This is a genomic window from Reyranella sp., from assembly GCF_965279465.1.
GTDB lineage: Bacteria > Pseudomonadota > Alphaproteobacteria > Reyranellales > Reyranellaceae > Reyranella.
Genome location: NZ_OZ257242.1, coordinates 7,725,122 through 7,739,936 on the forward strand (window position 1 = coordinate 7,725,122; position 14,815 = coordinate 7,739,936).

Sequence of the window (14,815 nt, forward strand, 5' to 3'; positions counted from 1 at the left end):
CCCTGGCGCCGTTCGGACGCAGCTATCCTGCAGGCAGCAGCTTGCGACGCGCCATCCAGATGTTGGTCAAGGCAAACAGCAAGTGCAGTTGGGCAGTGTTCTTGGCCAGGCCACGGTAGCGCACCTTGACGTAACCGAACTGGCGCTTGAGCACCCGGAAGGGATGCTCGACGCGGGCCCGGACAGAGGCCTTCAAGTGCTCGAGCCTTTCCAGTATCCGGCCCAGAACCGAGCTGCCGAGCGCGCCTCGCTTGCCGGCCTTCATCGCCACCCGCCAGACCACGCCGGGCCGGGCCTCGGGACGGTTCTCGACGCCGGTGTAGCCGGCATCGCCGAACGCTTCTTCTTCCTGGCCGTGGAGCAGGGCATCGGCCTGTGTCACGTCGCCGACGTTGACCGCCGTCCCGATCACGCTGTGCACCAGCCCGCTGTCGGCGTCCGCGCCGATGTGGGCTTACATGCCGAAGTACCACTGATTGCCCTTCTTCGTCTGATGCATCTCCGGATCGCGCTTGCCCGTGCTGTTCTTCGTCGAGCTCGGCGCCGCGATGATCGTGGCGTCCACGATCGTGCCCTGCCGCAGCAGCAGGCCGGCGCCCTGCAGGTGCTTGTTCACAGCCTCGAAGATGGCAGCCGACAGATCGTGCCGCTCAAGAAGGTGACGGAAGTTCAGGATCGTCGTCTCGTCCGGCACCGAGCCGTGCGACAGCGACAGACCCGCGAAGCGCCGCATCGAGGCGATCTCGTACAGCTCCTCCTCCACAGCAGGATCGCTCAGAGCGTACCATTGCTGCAGGCAGTGAATGCGCAGCATCGCCGACAGCGGGTACGGCCGGCGGCCGCTGCCCGCCTTCGGGTAGTGCGGCGCGATCAATGCCTCCAGCTTCGCCCACGGCACCGCGCGGTCCATCTCCGCCAGAAACACCTCGCGGCGGGTCTGCTTCTTCTTGCCGACGTATTCGACGTCCGAAAAGCTCTGCTGCTTCACGTCATCAACCTCTGGTTCGTACACCAATTCGTATACCGCCAATGGTCGATCGACGCTACTTGTTCAGAGTTTCCCTAGGTGTTAGATCGGGCGCGACGCAAAGGCGGCGCGGCAGTTTTACGGATGCGCGTTATTTGCGTTCTATGAACAGTTGGCGGCAGTCAATACCGCCGGTATTCTCCGCTGCATGCGACCCAATAATAGGGATAGCGGTTACGGAGCCAGCTTTAGCCGCGTTGTCCCTAGTTTTGCCGTCAGCTGCGTACTGCCTAGATTGGCAATCCGTCAAATTGTAAACAACCGAGGGCAACGGATGCCCGTGCGGCTTGTCTCGCACGCCCACCCTACGTGTTGACTCAATGATGCGGAAGTTTTGGTCCTCGTAGATCACTTTATAGACGTCGGGATCACCCTGGAAGGTGGCCGGCGCGGTCTGCGCAAGGACGGCGGTCGCAATGCCAATTGCGCCGAAAGCAATCGATAGGCATGCATATGTCCTCATCACGAAATGCTCCACAAGAGTTAACGAGTTGGTCGTCGCAATAAACCTCAAGCCCACCATCGAACCGCAACATGGCAAATGCTGTCAAGGTGAAGGCATTCGGTACATCGGCGAAATCGCTCCGTGCCTTAGGCGACACCCTTGTGAACGGCGAGCCCGCTGTACACGCGGTTGCGCAAGATCCATGAGAGGCCGTCGATGACGCGTCCGCGACAACGCGATGGCGGAGAGCTTCTTCGCCACGCTGGAATGCGAGCTGATCGCCCGCAGCCGCTTCACGACGCAGGCCGAGGCCCGCCTCGCGGTCTTCGGCTTCATCGAAGGATTCTACAACCCGCGGCGCCGCCACTCGGCGCTCGGCTACCTGTCGCCCAACGACTTCGAGCGGCAGCACAACAACAGAACGGCGTCTCCCGGCGCGAGTGAGCCTGCCGCCGTGCTCGCGGCCGTCAAGGACAAGCCCTGCGGGCGCGCCAAGCGGCGCGTCCTTGACAGCCACTGCGCGCGACGGCCGATGCAGCGCGCGGGCCGGGACGAAGGAACGGGCGCCGCGCAAGCCGAACAAAGGAACAGCACAATGGAGGACAACACGACGTCAAATCAGATAACCTGATCCCAAGATCCAACCCCTCCACGAAAACGGGGCATGTCCAGGCTTCGCTAACGGGTTCAAAAACAACTCCGAGAATTACAATGATCGACGCGACGGCCCGACCTCAAGCTTGAGATTTGGCATCTGGGGAGCTGAAAGGCATGGATCGACTTTAGGCCATCGCTCGCAGGATCGTCGGAACTGGTGGCGCTTGAACGTTGCGAGCCCAATGACCGTCAGACAGCAAACCGTGTTCAGAAGATTGACGAGGCCTAGCATGATATCGCCCACACCGACAAAGGCGTAAAGGCTTGTCGATGCGTTTGCCGCACTCCACATCATCCAAGTCAGATAGGAGATGCACGACGCCCCTTGAGTATCGCGAGCGACGCGGTGAATCTGCGGCAGATAGGAGACAACCCGAACACTGTTGAAAAAAGTAAACAAAAAATAGGCGATTGCGGCAAGCGTCATACTGTCCTCCGCACGTGTCCATCATAGAGGTCGCTCGTAGTGCCTGAGCGACGGCCCGAGGGTACGTCCGGCGGTTGCCGATGGCGTCATCCCAATGGGTGATAACGCCGGCTTTCTTTGGGATATGCCGCGATTCGATGGAGAGAGCTTGCGAGGAATCCGACGAAGACGGCTTGTCCGCTTCTTCAATTGAAATTCGCTTCACTCCTATGGCGTCAGGCTGTGCTTCGAACGTCCAGGAGCTGAAGCCCCGACAATGTTCGGCAGAATTCCGCCTGACGCCTGACGCCGGCCTTGTCGAATATCCGGCGAGTGTGGGTCTTGACCGTATTGACGCTGAGGCCGAGCGCGCTGGCGATTGCCGCAACGGACTCTCCGCGCGCGATGTGCAGGGCGACCCGGGTTTCCGCAGGCGTAAAGCCGTAGAGTTGCGTCAGTATAGTCGGCGCCACATCGGAAGCGCTGCCGGCACTCACGAAGATGACCGCGCCGACGGTTGGCATCCCCTCGGCGCGCAAGGCGTGGACCGAGCGGCCCCGCAAAGGGGCAACGACCGCGACAGCCGATTTCCGTGTGTCGCTCTCGCTGAGCGGCACGGCGCCGCCGGCGCCTCCGCACAGAGAATCGGAAATCAAACGACGCAACTGCGCCGAACGCCCAGCCGATCGCGCGACCACTGTGCCGTCGTGCAGGAGGATCGGGCCGCCCTCGGCGTGCATCTCCCGTGCCTTACGGTTTGCGTACGCGACGCTGGCAGAATTTGTAAGAATAAGGATGCCGACGGCCAACTGGTCGAGCGCGGACAAGGTGCCCTCCACAAGGTGTTGATAGCCTTCGACTCGCAACTGAAGCTGCATGGCGCGCCGCAGATGCGGCGTCAGCCGCTCAAACGCCGAACGATCATGCGCAGTGAACGGCCCCTGCGCAGGCGTACGGAAAATATTGAAGGCGGCAAAGCTATCGGACCGCCTCGATACCGGGATCACGGCAAGGTGCGCGATGTCGTACGGCTGCAGCACCTCGCCCCAGAAGGCGCTCTTTCTTAGATGATCGACGGATAAGACTTCATCTGGAATGACGATCTCGCCCACAGGCCGCTGAGGAACCACTTTCATCAAGGGATTGTTGAAGTGATGGTCGCAAAAAATTCGCGCGGAAGCCGGATCGTAGCGTCCAAGATGGCTCCACGTGACTCTTTGCTCTGGAACGGAGATGCCGCAAAGGACGCTGCTGGCGCTGGATAGCGCGTCGGAAATCTCGGTCAGGGTCGAGCCCCACGAGGCTGGACTGGCTGCCGTATCGTAGATTCGATCGACAAGCGCTTCGAAGTCGCCGGTCATCGGCAATTCCTTTAGGAAGGCAGGCTTGTAAGCAGATGCGGAGCGCGTGAACGCGCTTTTTCTTAACCTCGTCAACTCTGCCCTGTCATCATCCTTTCGGGTGATGCCACGCGACTCATGGCTCAATTGATACCGTCGGCTACTATGGCAGGCAACCTCGTCGCGTGCAGCCGCCCTCTAGGCGGAAGCTAAACAGGGCGCTGCGACGCCAACTCAACCTGGTTGGCGGGACAACCGCCATCAAAGGCCGACGCCGCGGCGCCGCTGAAGCGCCCACTCACGGGAAACACCTTCATTGCCTCCCGCGCGTGTCGGTCCAGCATCTGCACGCCCGTCCAGGATCGCCTCCACTGTCGCTGGCCAGCAGCGTCAACCTGTGCACCCTGCTGACACAGGAGGGGTTGATCTTCTCCGAATGGGCGATATCCTTGATCGTCGCATGTCCGCCACTCTCGATCATCGTCTGCCGACGGAAAGTTCCAGCGATGTCCTTGAGCGGGGTGCTGCCAACGTACGGTGCGGCCGGGGATGGCGGACCGTCGGGTGCCGAGACCAGCTTTCGTCCGCCGCGCATGCGGGACGACTATTGCACCTGGACCCGCGGGAACTGCACGTTTAGTGTATTTATATAGGGCGTGTCCTCAATTGAGCCAAGTGATGGCGGCAGCGAGGTGGATTGCGGCGAGAAAATTGACGGCAGTCTTGTCGTATCGAGTAGCGATGGCGCGGAAGCGCTTGAGGCTGCAGTAGAAGTTTTCGATGAGATGTCGTGCCTTGTAGATCTCTTTGTCGAAGGGGCGAGGTTTTCTGCGGTTGCTTTTTGACGGGATGACGCAGGTCTTGCCGGCTGCCTCGAGAGGCTCGATGACGCGCTGGTCGGCATCGAAGGCTTTGTCGGCGAGCAGGGTATCGGCTTGCATGTGAGGCAGCAGGGCGTCCGCGCCCTGTAGATCATGGGCTTGGCCTGGGGTCAGGAAGAAGCCGATGGGATTGCCCAGCGCATCGACCAAGGTGTGGATCTTGGTGCTCAATCCGCCTTTGCTTCGGCCGATCGCTTGATCTTCGCCGTCTTTTTTTGGGCGCCGGCACTATGCTGATGAGCGCGCACGATGGTGCTGTCGATCATGGCGTATTCGTTGTCCGCGTCGGCCGCCAGAAGCTCGAACATCCTGCGCCACACGCCGCTCCTGGCCCATCGGCTGAACCGCGTATGAACCGCCTTCCAAGGGCCGAAGCGCTCCGGCAGGTCGCGCCATGGAACGCCAGCTCGATAGCGATAGATCACGGCATCGACGAACAGGCGATTGTCCTTGGCGGTCACCCCGACATGACCCGCCCGTCCCGGCAGGATGTCCTTGATCCTGTCCCATTGGTCATCGCGAAGGGCGTAACGACGCATCAGTCAGCTCCCGGCAGCCAACTGTCAGCAATCAGTTTCCACAGGTCTTGGGTAGGTCGGCCCTGCGGAAAAGCAGCATCGACGCCAACAACGCAAGATCGATTCAAATTCCGCAACGTGAAGATTCTATTATTACACGCATTCCTCTCCTAATTGAGGACAGGCCCTAATATTCCGCAGACTGATGAGGGCGTGGTGTAAATGAGCCTTCGTGGAATCGCCGACGACTATATTGCTCGGTTTCGCGAGAATGCCAATTACGAACTGCGCTACTTCCGCAGCCAAAAAACACTTGGCGGTGCGATCCGGCTGGCGACACTGTCTCGAACGCCCACGGTGAAGTGGACCCAGTTTTGGGGACCAGAGTGCTAGTTGGAGCTCTGGGCTGTTCCGTATAGACGGAGCAGACGATGACGAAGAGAACGAGACGTAAGCTTGATGGGGCGCTGAAGGCGAAGATCGCGCTGGAAGCGTTGCGAGAGCAAGCGACGGTCGCCGACCTGGCGCAGCGCTACCAGGTCCACCCGAACCAGATCTACGCGTTGAAGAAGCAGCTGCAGGACCAGGCGGCGCGTGCCTTCGACGGTGGCGGGTCCGCGCCGGCCGAACACGAGCGCGAGATCGAGCGGTTGCATGCCACAGCGCGGGGGTGACCCCACGCGAATCGGCGAGCTGATCGTGGAGCGGGATTTTTTAGCACGGAGGTCCGGAAGATGAGCGTCCCGGACCGCCGAGCCCGGCTCGACCGAGACCACGAGGATCTGTCGGTCCGCCGGCAGTGCCAGTTGCTCGGGCTGGCGCGCTCGGGCGTCTATCGACAGCGCCAGCCGGCCAACGACAACGATCTCGGCATGATGCGCCGGCTGGACGAGCTGTTCACGCAGTGGCCGTTCCTGGGTTCACGTCGGCTGGCCCGAATGCTGCGCGACGAAGGTCACTCGATCAATCGCAAGCGGGCCCAGCGGCTGATGCGGCGCATGGGGATCGCCGCCCTGGGTCCGCGCCCGCGTACGACGCGTCCGTCACCGGGGCACAAGATCTACCCCTACCTGCTACGCGGGTTGACGGTCGACCGGCCGAACCAGGTCTGGGCAACCGACATCACGTACCTGCCGATCGGCCGGGGCTACCTGTATCTGGTGGCGGTCATCGACTGGGCGAGCCGGGCGGTGCTGAGTTGGCGGCTGAGCAATACCATGGACAGCCGCTTCTGCATCGAGGCGCTCAAGGAGGCGCTGGCGCGTTTCGGCGGGCCGGAGCTCTTCAACACAGACCAAGGCAGTCAGTTCACCTCGGCGGCCTTCACGGAAGTGTTGATCGGGGCTGGTGTGCTCATCTCGATGGATGGCCGCGGAAGGTGGATGGACAACGTCTTCATCGAGCGGCTGTGGCGGTCGCTGAAGTATGAGGATGTCTATCTCAAGGGCTACGCCGACGGGCGCGAGGCCAAGGCCGGGATCGCATCCTGGATCGCCTTTTACAACACGCAACGTCCGCACATGGCGCTGGGCCATCGCACGCCGATGGCGGTATGGCGGGCCGGCGTTACTGGCGGCCTCGACGGCAAGGCTGTGGACATGACGCTGCGCTTGGACAACGCTGGCGCGTTGCCCACATGCCCACAGCCACAACAACCGAAGAAGATGATAGCTTGAAGGGCTCAAGAGAAAGAAACCTGAGCAGCCTCACCTCCAACTAACGAAGCCCTTCCAGTGGTCCTCGCCACGGGGTCCACTTCAATAGGATGAATTGATCTTCTCCGCTCTGGCGATCTCGTTGATCGTGGCGAACCGCCCAGTCTCGAGCATCTTCTGCCACCGAAACGCGCGAGCGATGGCCTTCACCAATGTGCTGTCAACGTGCGGTGCGGCGGGCGGAACGGGCGCGCCGTCGGGCGCCAGGACCAGCTTGCGACCGCCGCGCTTGCGGACGGCGAACGGCACCTTGATGGTGACGACGCCGGAATCGCGGGCGGGCCTCACGCAGCCCTTCGGAGCCCGTCACCGATGGCGCCGAGCTCTTGGACGACATGTCCCAGACCTTCTTGCGTCCGGAGACGCAGCTCCAGCCCATCAGGCTTGAGGTCTACTCTCTGGACCAACAGCTGTACGATGCGGGCTTGCTCGGCGGGGAACAGCTCGTTCCACAGTGGGTCGAGGTGCTCCAGCGCTTCGCGTACCGTCGCTTCCGGCAGTTCGACACCTTGTGCGTTCGCCCCGCGCCACGTGGCCATGACAATCTCTGGCGACTTGAGCAGCGCTCTCAGCTGATGAATGACCGCGGCCTCGACGGCCCCGGCCGATACGCGCCGTATCTCAGCGTCAGAGATCTCGCCCTTCAGCGCTGCCTGACAGACGTAATAACGGTAGAGCTTGCCGCCGCGGCGGGCGTGGGTCGGGCTCATGGCGCGGCCACTCGGACCGAACAGGAGGCCTTTCAGCAAAGCTGGCGTGGAAGCCCGCGTGCGGCACGCCCGCGTCCTCGGGCTCTCGCGCAGGATTGACTGCGCCTTGTCCCAGAGGGACTGATTGATGATCGGCGCGTGCTCGCCGGGATATGCGACGCCCTTGTGGACGGCGAGGCCGATGTACGCGCGATTGCGCAGGATTCGGTAGAGCCCGCCCTTGTCGATGACGCGGCCACGGTGACTGCAGACCGTTTTCGACCCTGAGCTGTCGAGCAAGCGTGGTCGCCGAGCCAATCTTCAGGAAGCGCTCGAAGATCATGCGAATGACCGCGGCCTCCGGTTCATGAATGACCAGCTTGCGGTCCTGGACCCGGTAGCCCATCGGCACGAAGCCACCCATCCACATGCCGCGCCTGCGCGAGGCCGCGACCTTATCGCGGATGCGCTCGCCGATCACCTCGCGCTCGAACTGGGCCAAGGACGCAGCGTGCTGGGCTGGAATGGGTTGCTCGCACCGGTTGGCACACTTAAGCCGGTGATCGAAAAGTTGAATGGCGAGATCGTGCGTATTCTGTGTAAGTGTGAAGTGCCCAACCAACTCAAGGAACAGGGGGTCGACGTGTCGGTGATAGGCCGGATGAATTCGCTGCGATCATACCGGCTGATATAGCCAAGCGGCGCGAGATCATCACCGCTGCCGGCATCAAGATTGAATAATTTAATCAATCCAATAGAGAACGAGCACGCTAGGGATGGTCTGAATAAGTCACCAGCCCGCCGTCACATGCGTGTTCCCATGCCGTTCGAGCGGTTTTCGCCGACGGAAAACCCAAGGAAATTGCGGTTTATGTCTTCGTCGGTCGAGTGCCCTCAAAACCCAATCCTTGCCATGATGACTTGTTCAGACCTTCCCTAAGGCAGGATTAGCCGTGGCGGCCAACTGCACCGGAAATTGCTTCGGCCACCGCGGCTGCGACATGGGCTTTGCCCCGATGGTCGATCCGACCCAAGCCCTTGCGCAAGGCGATAGCTTCAGTCGCGAATACCGCCTCAGCTGCCTGTATTGGGTCGTTGTTGGTTGTTGTATCGCTCGTGAGCAACAGTCGCGTCGCCATCTGCGACAGTACATCCCCAGTGATCTGCTGCCCGGCTTTCGTTCGCTGTCTTGCTTCTGTGCTCAGCAAGGAGGCGGACGACGTTGTGCCGCGGTCGCCTCGTGACGTAGATCCACTATTAACCGGTATCAGGACCCGGCGAAGCTTTTCGAATCCGGTATCATAGGCCGCGATGGCAATCAGCCGGTCATCCTCTGTCAGTTCGGGCGAAACAATCACCTCGGCGCGCAGTTGCGCGAGCCGCGCTTCCGCTTCGCCGACATTCTTAGCGGCGAGTAATTGGCCGATTTCGCGCCAGCGGCGATGGAAGGCGAGACCGGTCAGTGGATTGATTGTGTCGGCGCCTTGCGGCAAGCGGCTGGCGGTGTGCTCTATCGCCACCAGGCAGTAATCGAAGCCCGTTGCACGCTTTCCATCCAGATGAAGCTGGTTGTCGACGACAAGCAGCCGCTTGCTGTCAATGGCATTGGCGGGCGGGCCTGACACCAGTAGGTAGCGGCTGTCGACGAGCGCGCTACCGTCGGCGAAGCCGAAGAGTGGTGTAATGCCCTTCAACCCAAACAATCCAGAGACGCCGTCATATACCTTCTCGGCGATCCGCATCCCGGCACCCACTGCCGCAGTCGCTGGATTGCCTTCCCCCCCGACCTGGTGAGTCAGGTCAGATGCGATTTGCAGCACCTGCTTGGCCAAGTCATCGTATGGCATGCGGAACAGGCCGACAAAAAGCGATAAGTTGTCAGCCTTCACCGGCGCGCAGCGCACGGCATACATGTTCGTGTATTCTATGTAGCCTGGCTTGGTGCCGCTGTCTTTGAGCTGGCCCGCTATGAGGTCGTTGCTAAGGACCAGGGGCCGGCGCTGTCTCTCATCGCCGACCGTATACTCGGTCAGGCAGACACCCAACGGCAAGAACGAGGTGAAGAACTTGCCGCCCTCGGCTAGTCCCATCTCGACCAGGCGAACGCTGAAATAGCTCGCCTCCGGCGCGAAAGTCTTGCCAATCGCAACGGTCTTGTCACCCGGCTGAGCTTGCACCGAGCCGACGTACGGCCGTTGATTGGGATGGCTGATCCAGTTGTCGACCGTCTGCTTAAACCGCTGCCATGTCGTCATTGGCGCTTCCCTATTGCGTCAGTGCCGCATCGCCCAATCCGATGACTGTGCGAGCATGATGGGGGTGACCCAGATCGGGCTATCTTCTTCCGTCTCAAGCTCCCTTCGAGCCGAGGCGCAAGCCTCACGAAAAGACTGGCAGAGCGACTTCGTCTTGAACAGGCTGCGGTAAAACGCCTTGGCGAAGGCCGCAGCGCGAACATCCTCGACATTGCAACGGAAGCCCAGCGCATGTGGGATGCCCTGCGCCACGAAGCTTTGCATGCTGCGCGTCGTGGTTCCGCGGCAGGCCGATAGGTAGACGAACCTCGCCTCCGCCTCCGCTGCCAGCTCGGCCAACTCGTCGATCGGAAAACCGACAGCCTTGCCCAGCGTGGCACCCGGCAATACGAGCAAGTTTGCCTCGCGACCACCGAATCCACTGCTCCAGGCATGACCGGCATAGTGCACCAGATCGTATTTCTCGCTGGTAAGCTTGCTCCGCAGGCACGCGCGCACGCCCCCGTCTTCCGTCTGGAAGTCCGAAAGGTTGAGCGGCTCGAGTACCATGCGCTCCGGTCCCACCTCGGCCGCTAAAGTCTCCATGTCCTTGAGCTCGTGGTCGATGCTGTCGAGACGGCTGAACGCGAGACCATTGGTCTGTGTCCCATCCTGAACGACGAGTTCGTCTGACACGGTCGAGCCGTCGGGATGCTCGGACATCTGAGAACGGATGAACAAGACGCGCACCTTGGGCGGCAGCTGCGCCGTGCGATGGCGCGAGACACGGATAACCTGAGGGCGAGGCAGTCGCCGCACCAAGGGCGCATTCAACAACACGAAGAGGCCGTCTTGGCCGTCGTCGCGGCCGCGCACGCTGCCCTCGAACGGCGCAGGATAGAGCGTTGGATCCGTGATGACGTAGCGGAAGGACAACTGACTGAGGCCTCCGGCCTGTTCTATATGCTGAAACAGACCCGTTCCGATCGCGCGTATGACGTGGCGACCGAACACCGCTTCGCCGCCCAGCCGGACCTTTCCGATCCAGCCGCGCTCGTCATAGGCGTTCGGCGGCGAGAATATATTAGCGGCCATCTTGATCTCGTGCAGAGACCTAGTGTGTTTCCATTCGATCAGGTCGTCCGGCTTGTCGTCGAACCCGAGCGAGCAGACCGAACGATCTTGGCGGAAGTCGACTTCGATAACGCGGAACGTGCCAGATATTGCCGAACTGCCTTCCGCGCCATTGTCCTGGCGCCCCATGAGCATTGCCATGAATGGCTTTAGGACCTTGGCCTGATAGGTCTGCAGCTTGTCGAGCGGGAGCGCGATGGCGCGGTTGTCTGGATTGCACTCTCGTTCCAGATCCTCGTCAAAGCTCTGCATGATCACTAGGATCGGAGTCTTGACACCTCTGCGACGCAGTTCGTGCAGCAGGCGCGTGGCATGCATCGCGCTGCTCCGATCTTCATCGCCGCCGTTCGCCGCGGGCAGCCAGCTGTCCAGTACCAGCAGACTCTGCATTCCATCCTCAAGCCATTCAAGCGCCGCCTGCGCATTCGGCAAGCGCTCGGCACTTATTTCGATACCGATCCCGGCCCGAGCCAACCCCAGACGCAGAGAGTCGAACAGGTCCTTGCTGGCAGTAGCAATACGTATTTGCGCGGTCATCGAATAGACTCCGATGTCGAGGGTAGCCTGACGACGAATAGCGCTTCCGCTTGCTCCGGATCCGGCATCTCAAGGGTGCCGCCATGTAGGCGAATTGCGCCTTCTACAGCGTCGGGAGCGACGGCGGCCGTCCGTCTCGCATGTTCCTGGCTCTTGGCGATCGGATCAACGTCGCCTGACGGCGTCAGGGCCGACGTCGCTTCGGTGCGATGGCTCCTCATCTCTATACGAAGGCCGACGCCCTCGACGATGGCTGCTTTGACGGCAATGCGCCCATTTGCGCCGGAAAGCAGCAGGAAACCGAGCAGCGAACGCAGGGCGTAACCAAGCCGCTCTGGCCAGCCTTCGACGACGAATCCGCGGCCCTCGGGCAGGTCTGGATCGATGATCGCGGCGTCGTCGTGTGGCAGTCGCTCAATCGTCTGTCGCAACAGTCCGATGACCTCGAAGGGTTTGGGCGCCTCCGCCGGTTCGGTGCGCGCGGTGAGCGAATCTGAAAGCCGGTCGTACGTCAGGTCGGCCTTGAGGAGCTGGTTCGCCGCCCTGTCCAGAAGATCAGCGCAGTTTTCGACGAGGCCTCGATTGCGCAACAAACCGGCAGCGCCCCGCAACAATCCGTCGGCGATCATCAGCGGAGCACGCGTTTGCCGGGCAACCTCGCTGACCGTCTGTTCGAGATAGTGCTGGTCACGTTCCAGTTGCAGCTCATTGAGATTGCTGAACAGCCACAGCCGGTGCCCGTAGTCGTCGTGCAGCGGTTGCTGGGTAGCTAACGTCGGAACGCGGACGCCGGCGCCGGGGCTCAGCACGATGCGCGTCGGGCCGCCTACGACGCCGTCGGCGAGGACGCGCTGGTCTTGCTCCGCGGCGCCGAACTTTTTGAGAGGGACGCCTCTTGCCTCGTCAACAAGTCGCCGCGCGGTCCCGTTCATGCTCCGAATGGTGCCTACACCGTCGACGATGATCGCAGCCTGGTCGATCGCCTCCATAAGGGAGGTTCCAATCGCTTCGTGCCAGCGGTTCTCTAAGATCCGTTCGCACTCCGCAACAAGCGCTTCGGCTAGCTGTTTGTCGGGTCCGGCGAAGGCATTTTCCTGGGTTGCTTCCAGATCTAGAATCAGTTCGATGCGACCGTTGACACGGAGCGGCACCGTCATTGCCGACTCCTGGGCCTCGGCTGTCTTCATGAAGTTCAACTTGTGACCATCGGCGGCGACGCGCGACAACACCAAGACCTTTTCTTGACGATAGCAGTGACCGAGCATGCCATCGCTCAGTTTCTGCCGGTATTTATTCTCGACGTTCAATTTATGGTCGGTCGAGCTGTCGATCTGCTCAAGCAGCTCGAATTCGCCGGCCTTGCGGTCGATTCGGAACACCCCCGCATACTCCCAGCCGAAGCATCTGACGACGCCCCTGGCCAGCTTCTTTGCCAGGGCGCGTGTCGTCTGGGCTTCGTTCAGTTCCTTCTTTAGTTCCTGGATGCACGTGTCCCGCTGCCGCTCCATCGAGGCCTGGGCTGCCAGAAAGAGTTCCTCAAGCCCGAGGTCGCGGAGGATGCGCAAGTCCTCGGCCCCGTATGTTCGCTCCCTGGAGAGCAGGCTGAGCGTGCAGCGGACGGCACCACCGGCGCCGCGAATCGGCAGGAGCACCAGCTTGTTGAGACCGTCTTCATTGACTGACCGCACGACGGGATCGCTCGCCTGGTCGGGCGCCAATACACGGACCATGGCGGGGAGATCGTCGCTCCAAGTCTGATCCCCATTTAGCCAATTCTGTCCCTCAGATGTAACGTCGAACCAGCGCGTGCCCCAATGCCAGCTGGGCGGCGGTTCGACCAGTTGCGCCCGACAAAGCTTACCGTCATCCGAGTACGTCGCGAATGTTGCCATGTCGCAAGGGATGACGCGACCAATGATGCGGATGGCCTCGCGGATCACCGTGTAAGGATCCTTTTCGCAGACCAAGAGCCGTCGCAGCGCCTCCCGGGCTAAATCCTCAGTGGCGTCGCGGAACGTCATCAGTATGCCGGACCGCTGCTCCGGCCCGTCGTAGGAAGGCACCACGGCCAGATTGATCGGATGGGACGGTCCCACGCCCTTCAGAACGAGGTCACTGTCGGCAGTCGCCTCCTTGGCGCGCAGCCAGCGGGCGATCCGCCGCGTGATCGGTTCTCCGTGGCTTACGGCGCGTGGTGCGAGCCATCGGCCGAGGTCGGTCCCCAACACCTCTTCGCGCATCAGTTGCAGCAAGTCCAGGGCCTTGCTGTTGGCAAAGGTGATCTTGCCGATCATGTCGGCCCGTATGATCCCGTCGAGTGCCGCATCCAGCCTGAGTTCCTCTGCACGCAACCCGAGTAGCAAAGCATAGGCGCCCGGCTCTCCGTCCTGGTCGCGCAGCGGGCCGATCTCCGCTCGGAACTGATGCGGAAGGCCATCGCAGTCCAATTCGACACGCAGGCTCGCGCATTCTTCGCGTTTAATGGCGCCGGCGATGTCCGGCGCGCGCGGGCCGAAAAGTGAGATGAAGTTACGACCGAATGGCTGCGGTATGTGCTTGGCCATCGCCTCGTTGGCATAGACGATACGGCCCGTGTGATCGATTTCGGCAAAGGGCAGCTCGCTTTCCCTGGCCGCGCCATCAAGGGCGTCGTAGCGGACAGCCAAGGTCGCGAGCAGCCGGTCTTGGATCGTCAGCAGTGCCGCCTGCACGTCTTCGGGGTTCATAGTACCGGCCCGGCCGTCTTCCAGGAACCGCTGCTGTACATCGAGAAGCGGCTGTACGGCGGATCGCAGCCCGGACGTGCGACCGCGAAGCCTCGCGATGACGTCACGACAACGTTGCTCCAGCAACTTGTCGATAAGATCGGGTGCAAAGGCCACCACCGGGACGGACCGCAGTTCAGCCGTCGCGCTTGCCTGAGTTGCAGTTTGGTCGGTCATCGGCCCCCCGGCTTCGATGAAGTCCTGCAAAGAGCGAATGACCAAATCATCGCCCTAAATAAGTATGTGAAAAGTAGTACGTAGGTTTAATCAACCGTCAGTAGAGTTTAGCGTGGAGAATGTGTCAATCCTATTTTTGGTTCTTCGACTAAAACTGGCGGTTGGATCGCCCACTACTATTGGTGGTAGACGATTAGGGTAAGCTCCGCGACGTCTGGTATCAGTAGACAAAGGACCCTTCGGTACTGTCGATGTCGGTGGCTACCCGGTCGCGGGGATTGCCGTGCGCT

9 protein-coding genes and 3 pseudogenes are annotated in these 14,815 nt (G+C 61.3%); 3 read left to right on the plus strand and 9 right to left on the minus strand.

The genetic code is table 11. The features are described from left to right. Positions 1-22 precede the first annotated feature (22 nt). Positions 23-988, minus strand: a pseudogene (locus ACQY8M_RS37700) (IS5 family transposase). A gap of 713 nt (positions 989-1,701) precedes the next feature. Here ACQY8M_RS37700 and ACQY8M_RS37705 point away from each other — a divergent pair. Beyond that, positions 1,702-1,881, plus strand: a pseudogene (locus ACQY8M_RS37705) (IS3 family transposase); the annotation flags it as partial. Positions 1,882-2,178: 297 nt separating this feature from the next. Here ACQY8M_RS37705 and ACQY8M_RS37710 read toward each other — a convergent pair. The 3 genes from ACQY8M_RS37710 to ACQY8M_RS37720 all read right to left on the minus strand — a co-directional run bounded on the left by ACQY8M_RS37710 (position 2,179) and on the right by ACQY8M_RS37720 (position 5,295). After that, positions 2,179-2,556 carry a hypothetical protein gene (locus tag ACQY8M_RS37710; protein ID WP_428667603.1) on the minus strand — a complete coding sequence of 126 codons (378 nt, stop codon included), beginning with the start codon at positions 2,554-2,556 and terminating at the stop codon, positions 2,179-2,181. A 215-nt stretch (positions 2,557-2,771) separates the two neighbouring features. Then, positions 2,772-3,896, minus strand: coding sequence for a helix-turn-helix transcriptional regulator (locus ACQY8M_RS37715; RefSeq protein ID WP_428667605.1), 1,125 nt, complete (start codon positions 3,894-3,896; stop codon positions 2,772-2,774). Positions 3,897-4,537: 641 nt separating this feature from the next. Beyond that, positions 4,538-5,295 (minus strand): IS5 family transposase gene (locus ACQY8M_RS37720; protein WP_428667607.1). Its coding sequence is split into 2 segments (ribosomal slippage): positions 4,538-4,965 and positions 4,965-5,295, totalling 759 coding nucleotides; the frame shifts between segments, so codons are not numbered across the junction. A gap of 410 nt (positions 5,296-5,705) precedes the next feature. Between ACQY8M_RS37720 and ACQY8M_RS37725 the strand changes: the two are divergent. Then, positions 5,706-6,950 (plus strand): annotated as a pseudogene (locus tag ACQY8M_RS37725) (IS3 family transposase). 81 nt (positions 6,951-7,031) lie between these two features. Here the strand turns inward: ACQY8M_RS37725 and ACQY8M_RS37730 are convergent. Continuing rightward, complete coding sequence (locus ACQY8M_RS37730; RefSeq protein WP_428667609.1) at positions 7,032-7,277, minus strand: hypothetical protein; 246 nt, start codon at positions 7,275-7,277, stop codon at positions 7,032-7,034. Further along, positions 7,274-7,978 (minus strand): recombinase zinc beta ribbon domain-containing protein, encoded by a 705-nt coding sequence (locus ACQY8M_RS37735; RefSeq protein WP_428667611.1) that lies wholly within the window; start codon positions 7,976-7,978, stop codon positions 7,274-7,276. Before ACQY8M_RS37735 ends, ACQY8M_RS37730 begins: the two co-directional genes overlap by 4 nt. 67 nt (positions 7,979-8,045) lie before the next feature. Here ACQY8M_RS37735 and ACQY8M_RS37740 point away from each other — a divergent pair, with 67 nt between their 5' ends. Beyond that, positions 8,046-8,372 carry a hypothetical protein gene (locus ACQY8M_RS37740; RefSeq protein WP_428667613.1) on the plus strand — a complete coding sequence of 109 codons (327 nt, stop codon included), beginning with the start codon at positions 8,046-8,048 and terminating at the stop codon, positions 8,370-8,372. Between the two features lie 253 nt (positions 8,373-8,625). On the opposite strand, the gene ACQY8M_RS37745 is transcribed toward ACQY8M_RS37740, so the two are convergent. Genes ACQY8M_RS37745 through ACQY8M_RS37755 form a run of 3 tightly spaced genes read right to left on the minus strand, consistent with a single transcriptional unit; the run spans position 8,626 to position 14,525 of the window. Beyond that, positions 8,626-9,933: a hypothetical protein gene (locus ACQY8M_RS37745; protein ID WP_428667615.1), complete on the minus strand. Its 1,308-nt coding sequence runs from the start codon at positions 9,931-9,933 to the stop codon at positions 8,626-8,628. 18 nt (positions 9,934-9,951) lie between these two features. Next, positions 9,952-11,583: a CHAT domain-containing protein gene (locus tag ACQY8M_RS37750; RefSeq protein WP_428667617.1), complete on the minus strand. Its 1,632-nt coding sequence runs from the start codon at positions 11,581-11,583 to the stop codon at positions 9,952-9,954. Next, positions 11,580-14,525: a PAS domain-containing protein gene (locus tag ACQY8M_RS37755; RefSeq protein ID WP_428667619.1), complete on the minus strand. Its 2,946-nt coding sequence runs from the start codon at positions 14,523-14,525 to the stop codon at positions 11,580-11,582. Before ACQY8M_RS37755 ends, ACQY8M_RS37750 begins: the two co-directional genes overlap by 4 nt. Between the last annotated feature and the right edge of the window lie 290 nt (positions 14,526-14,815).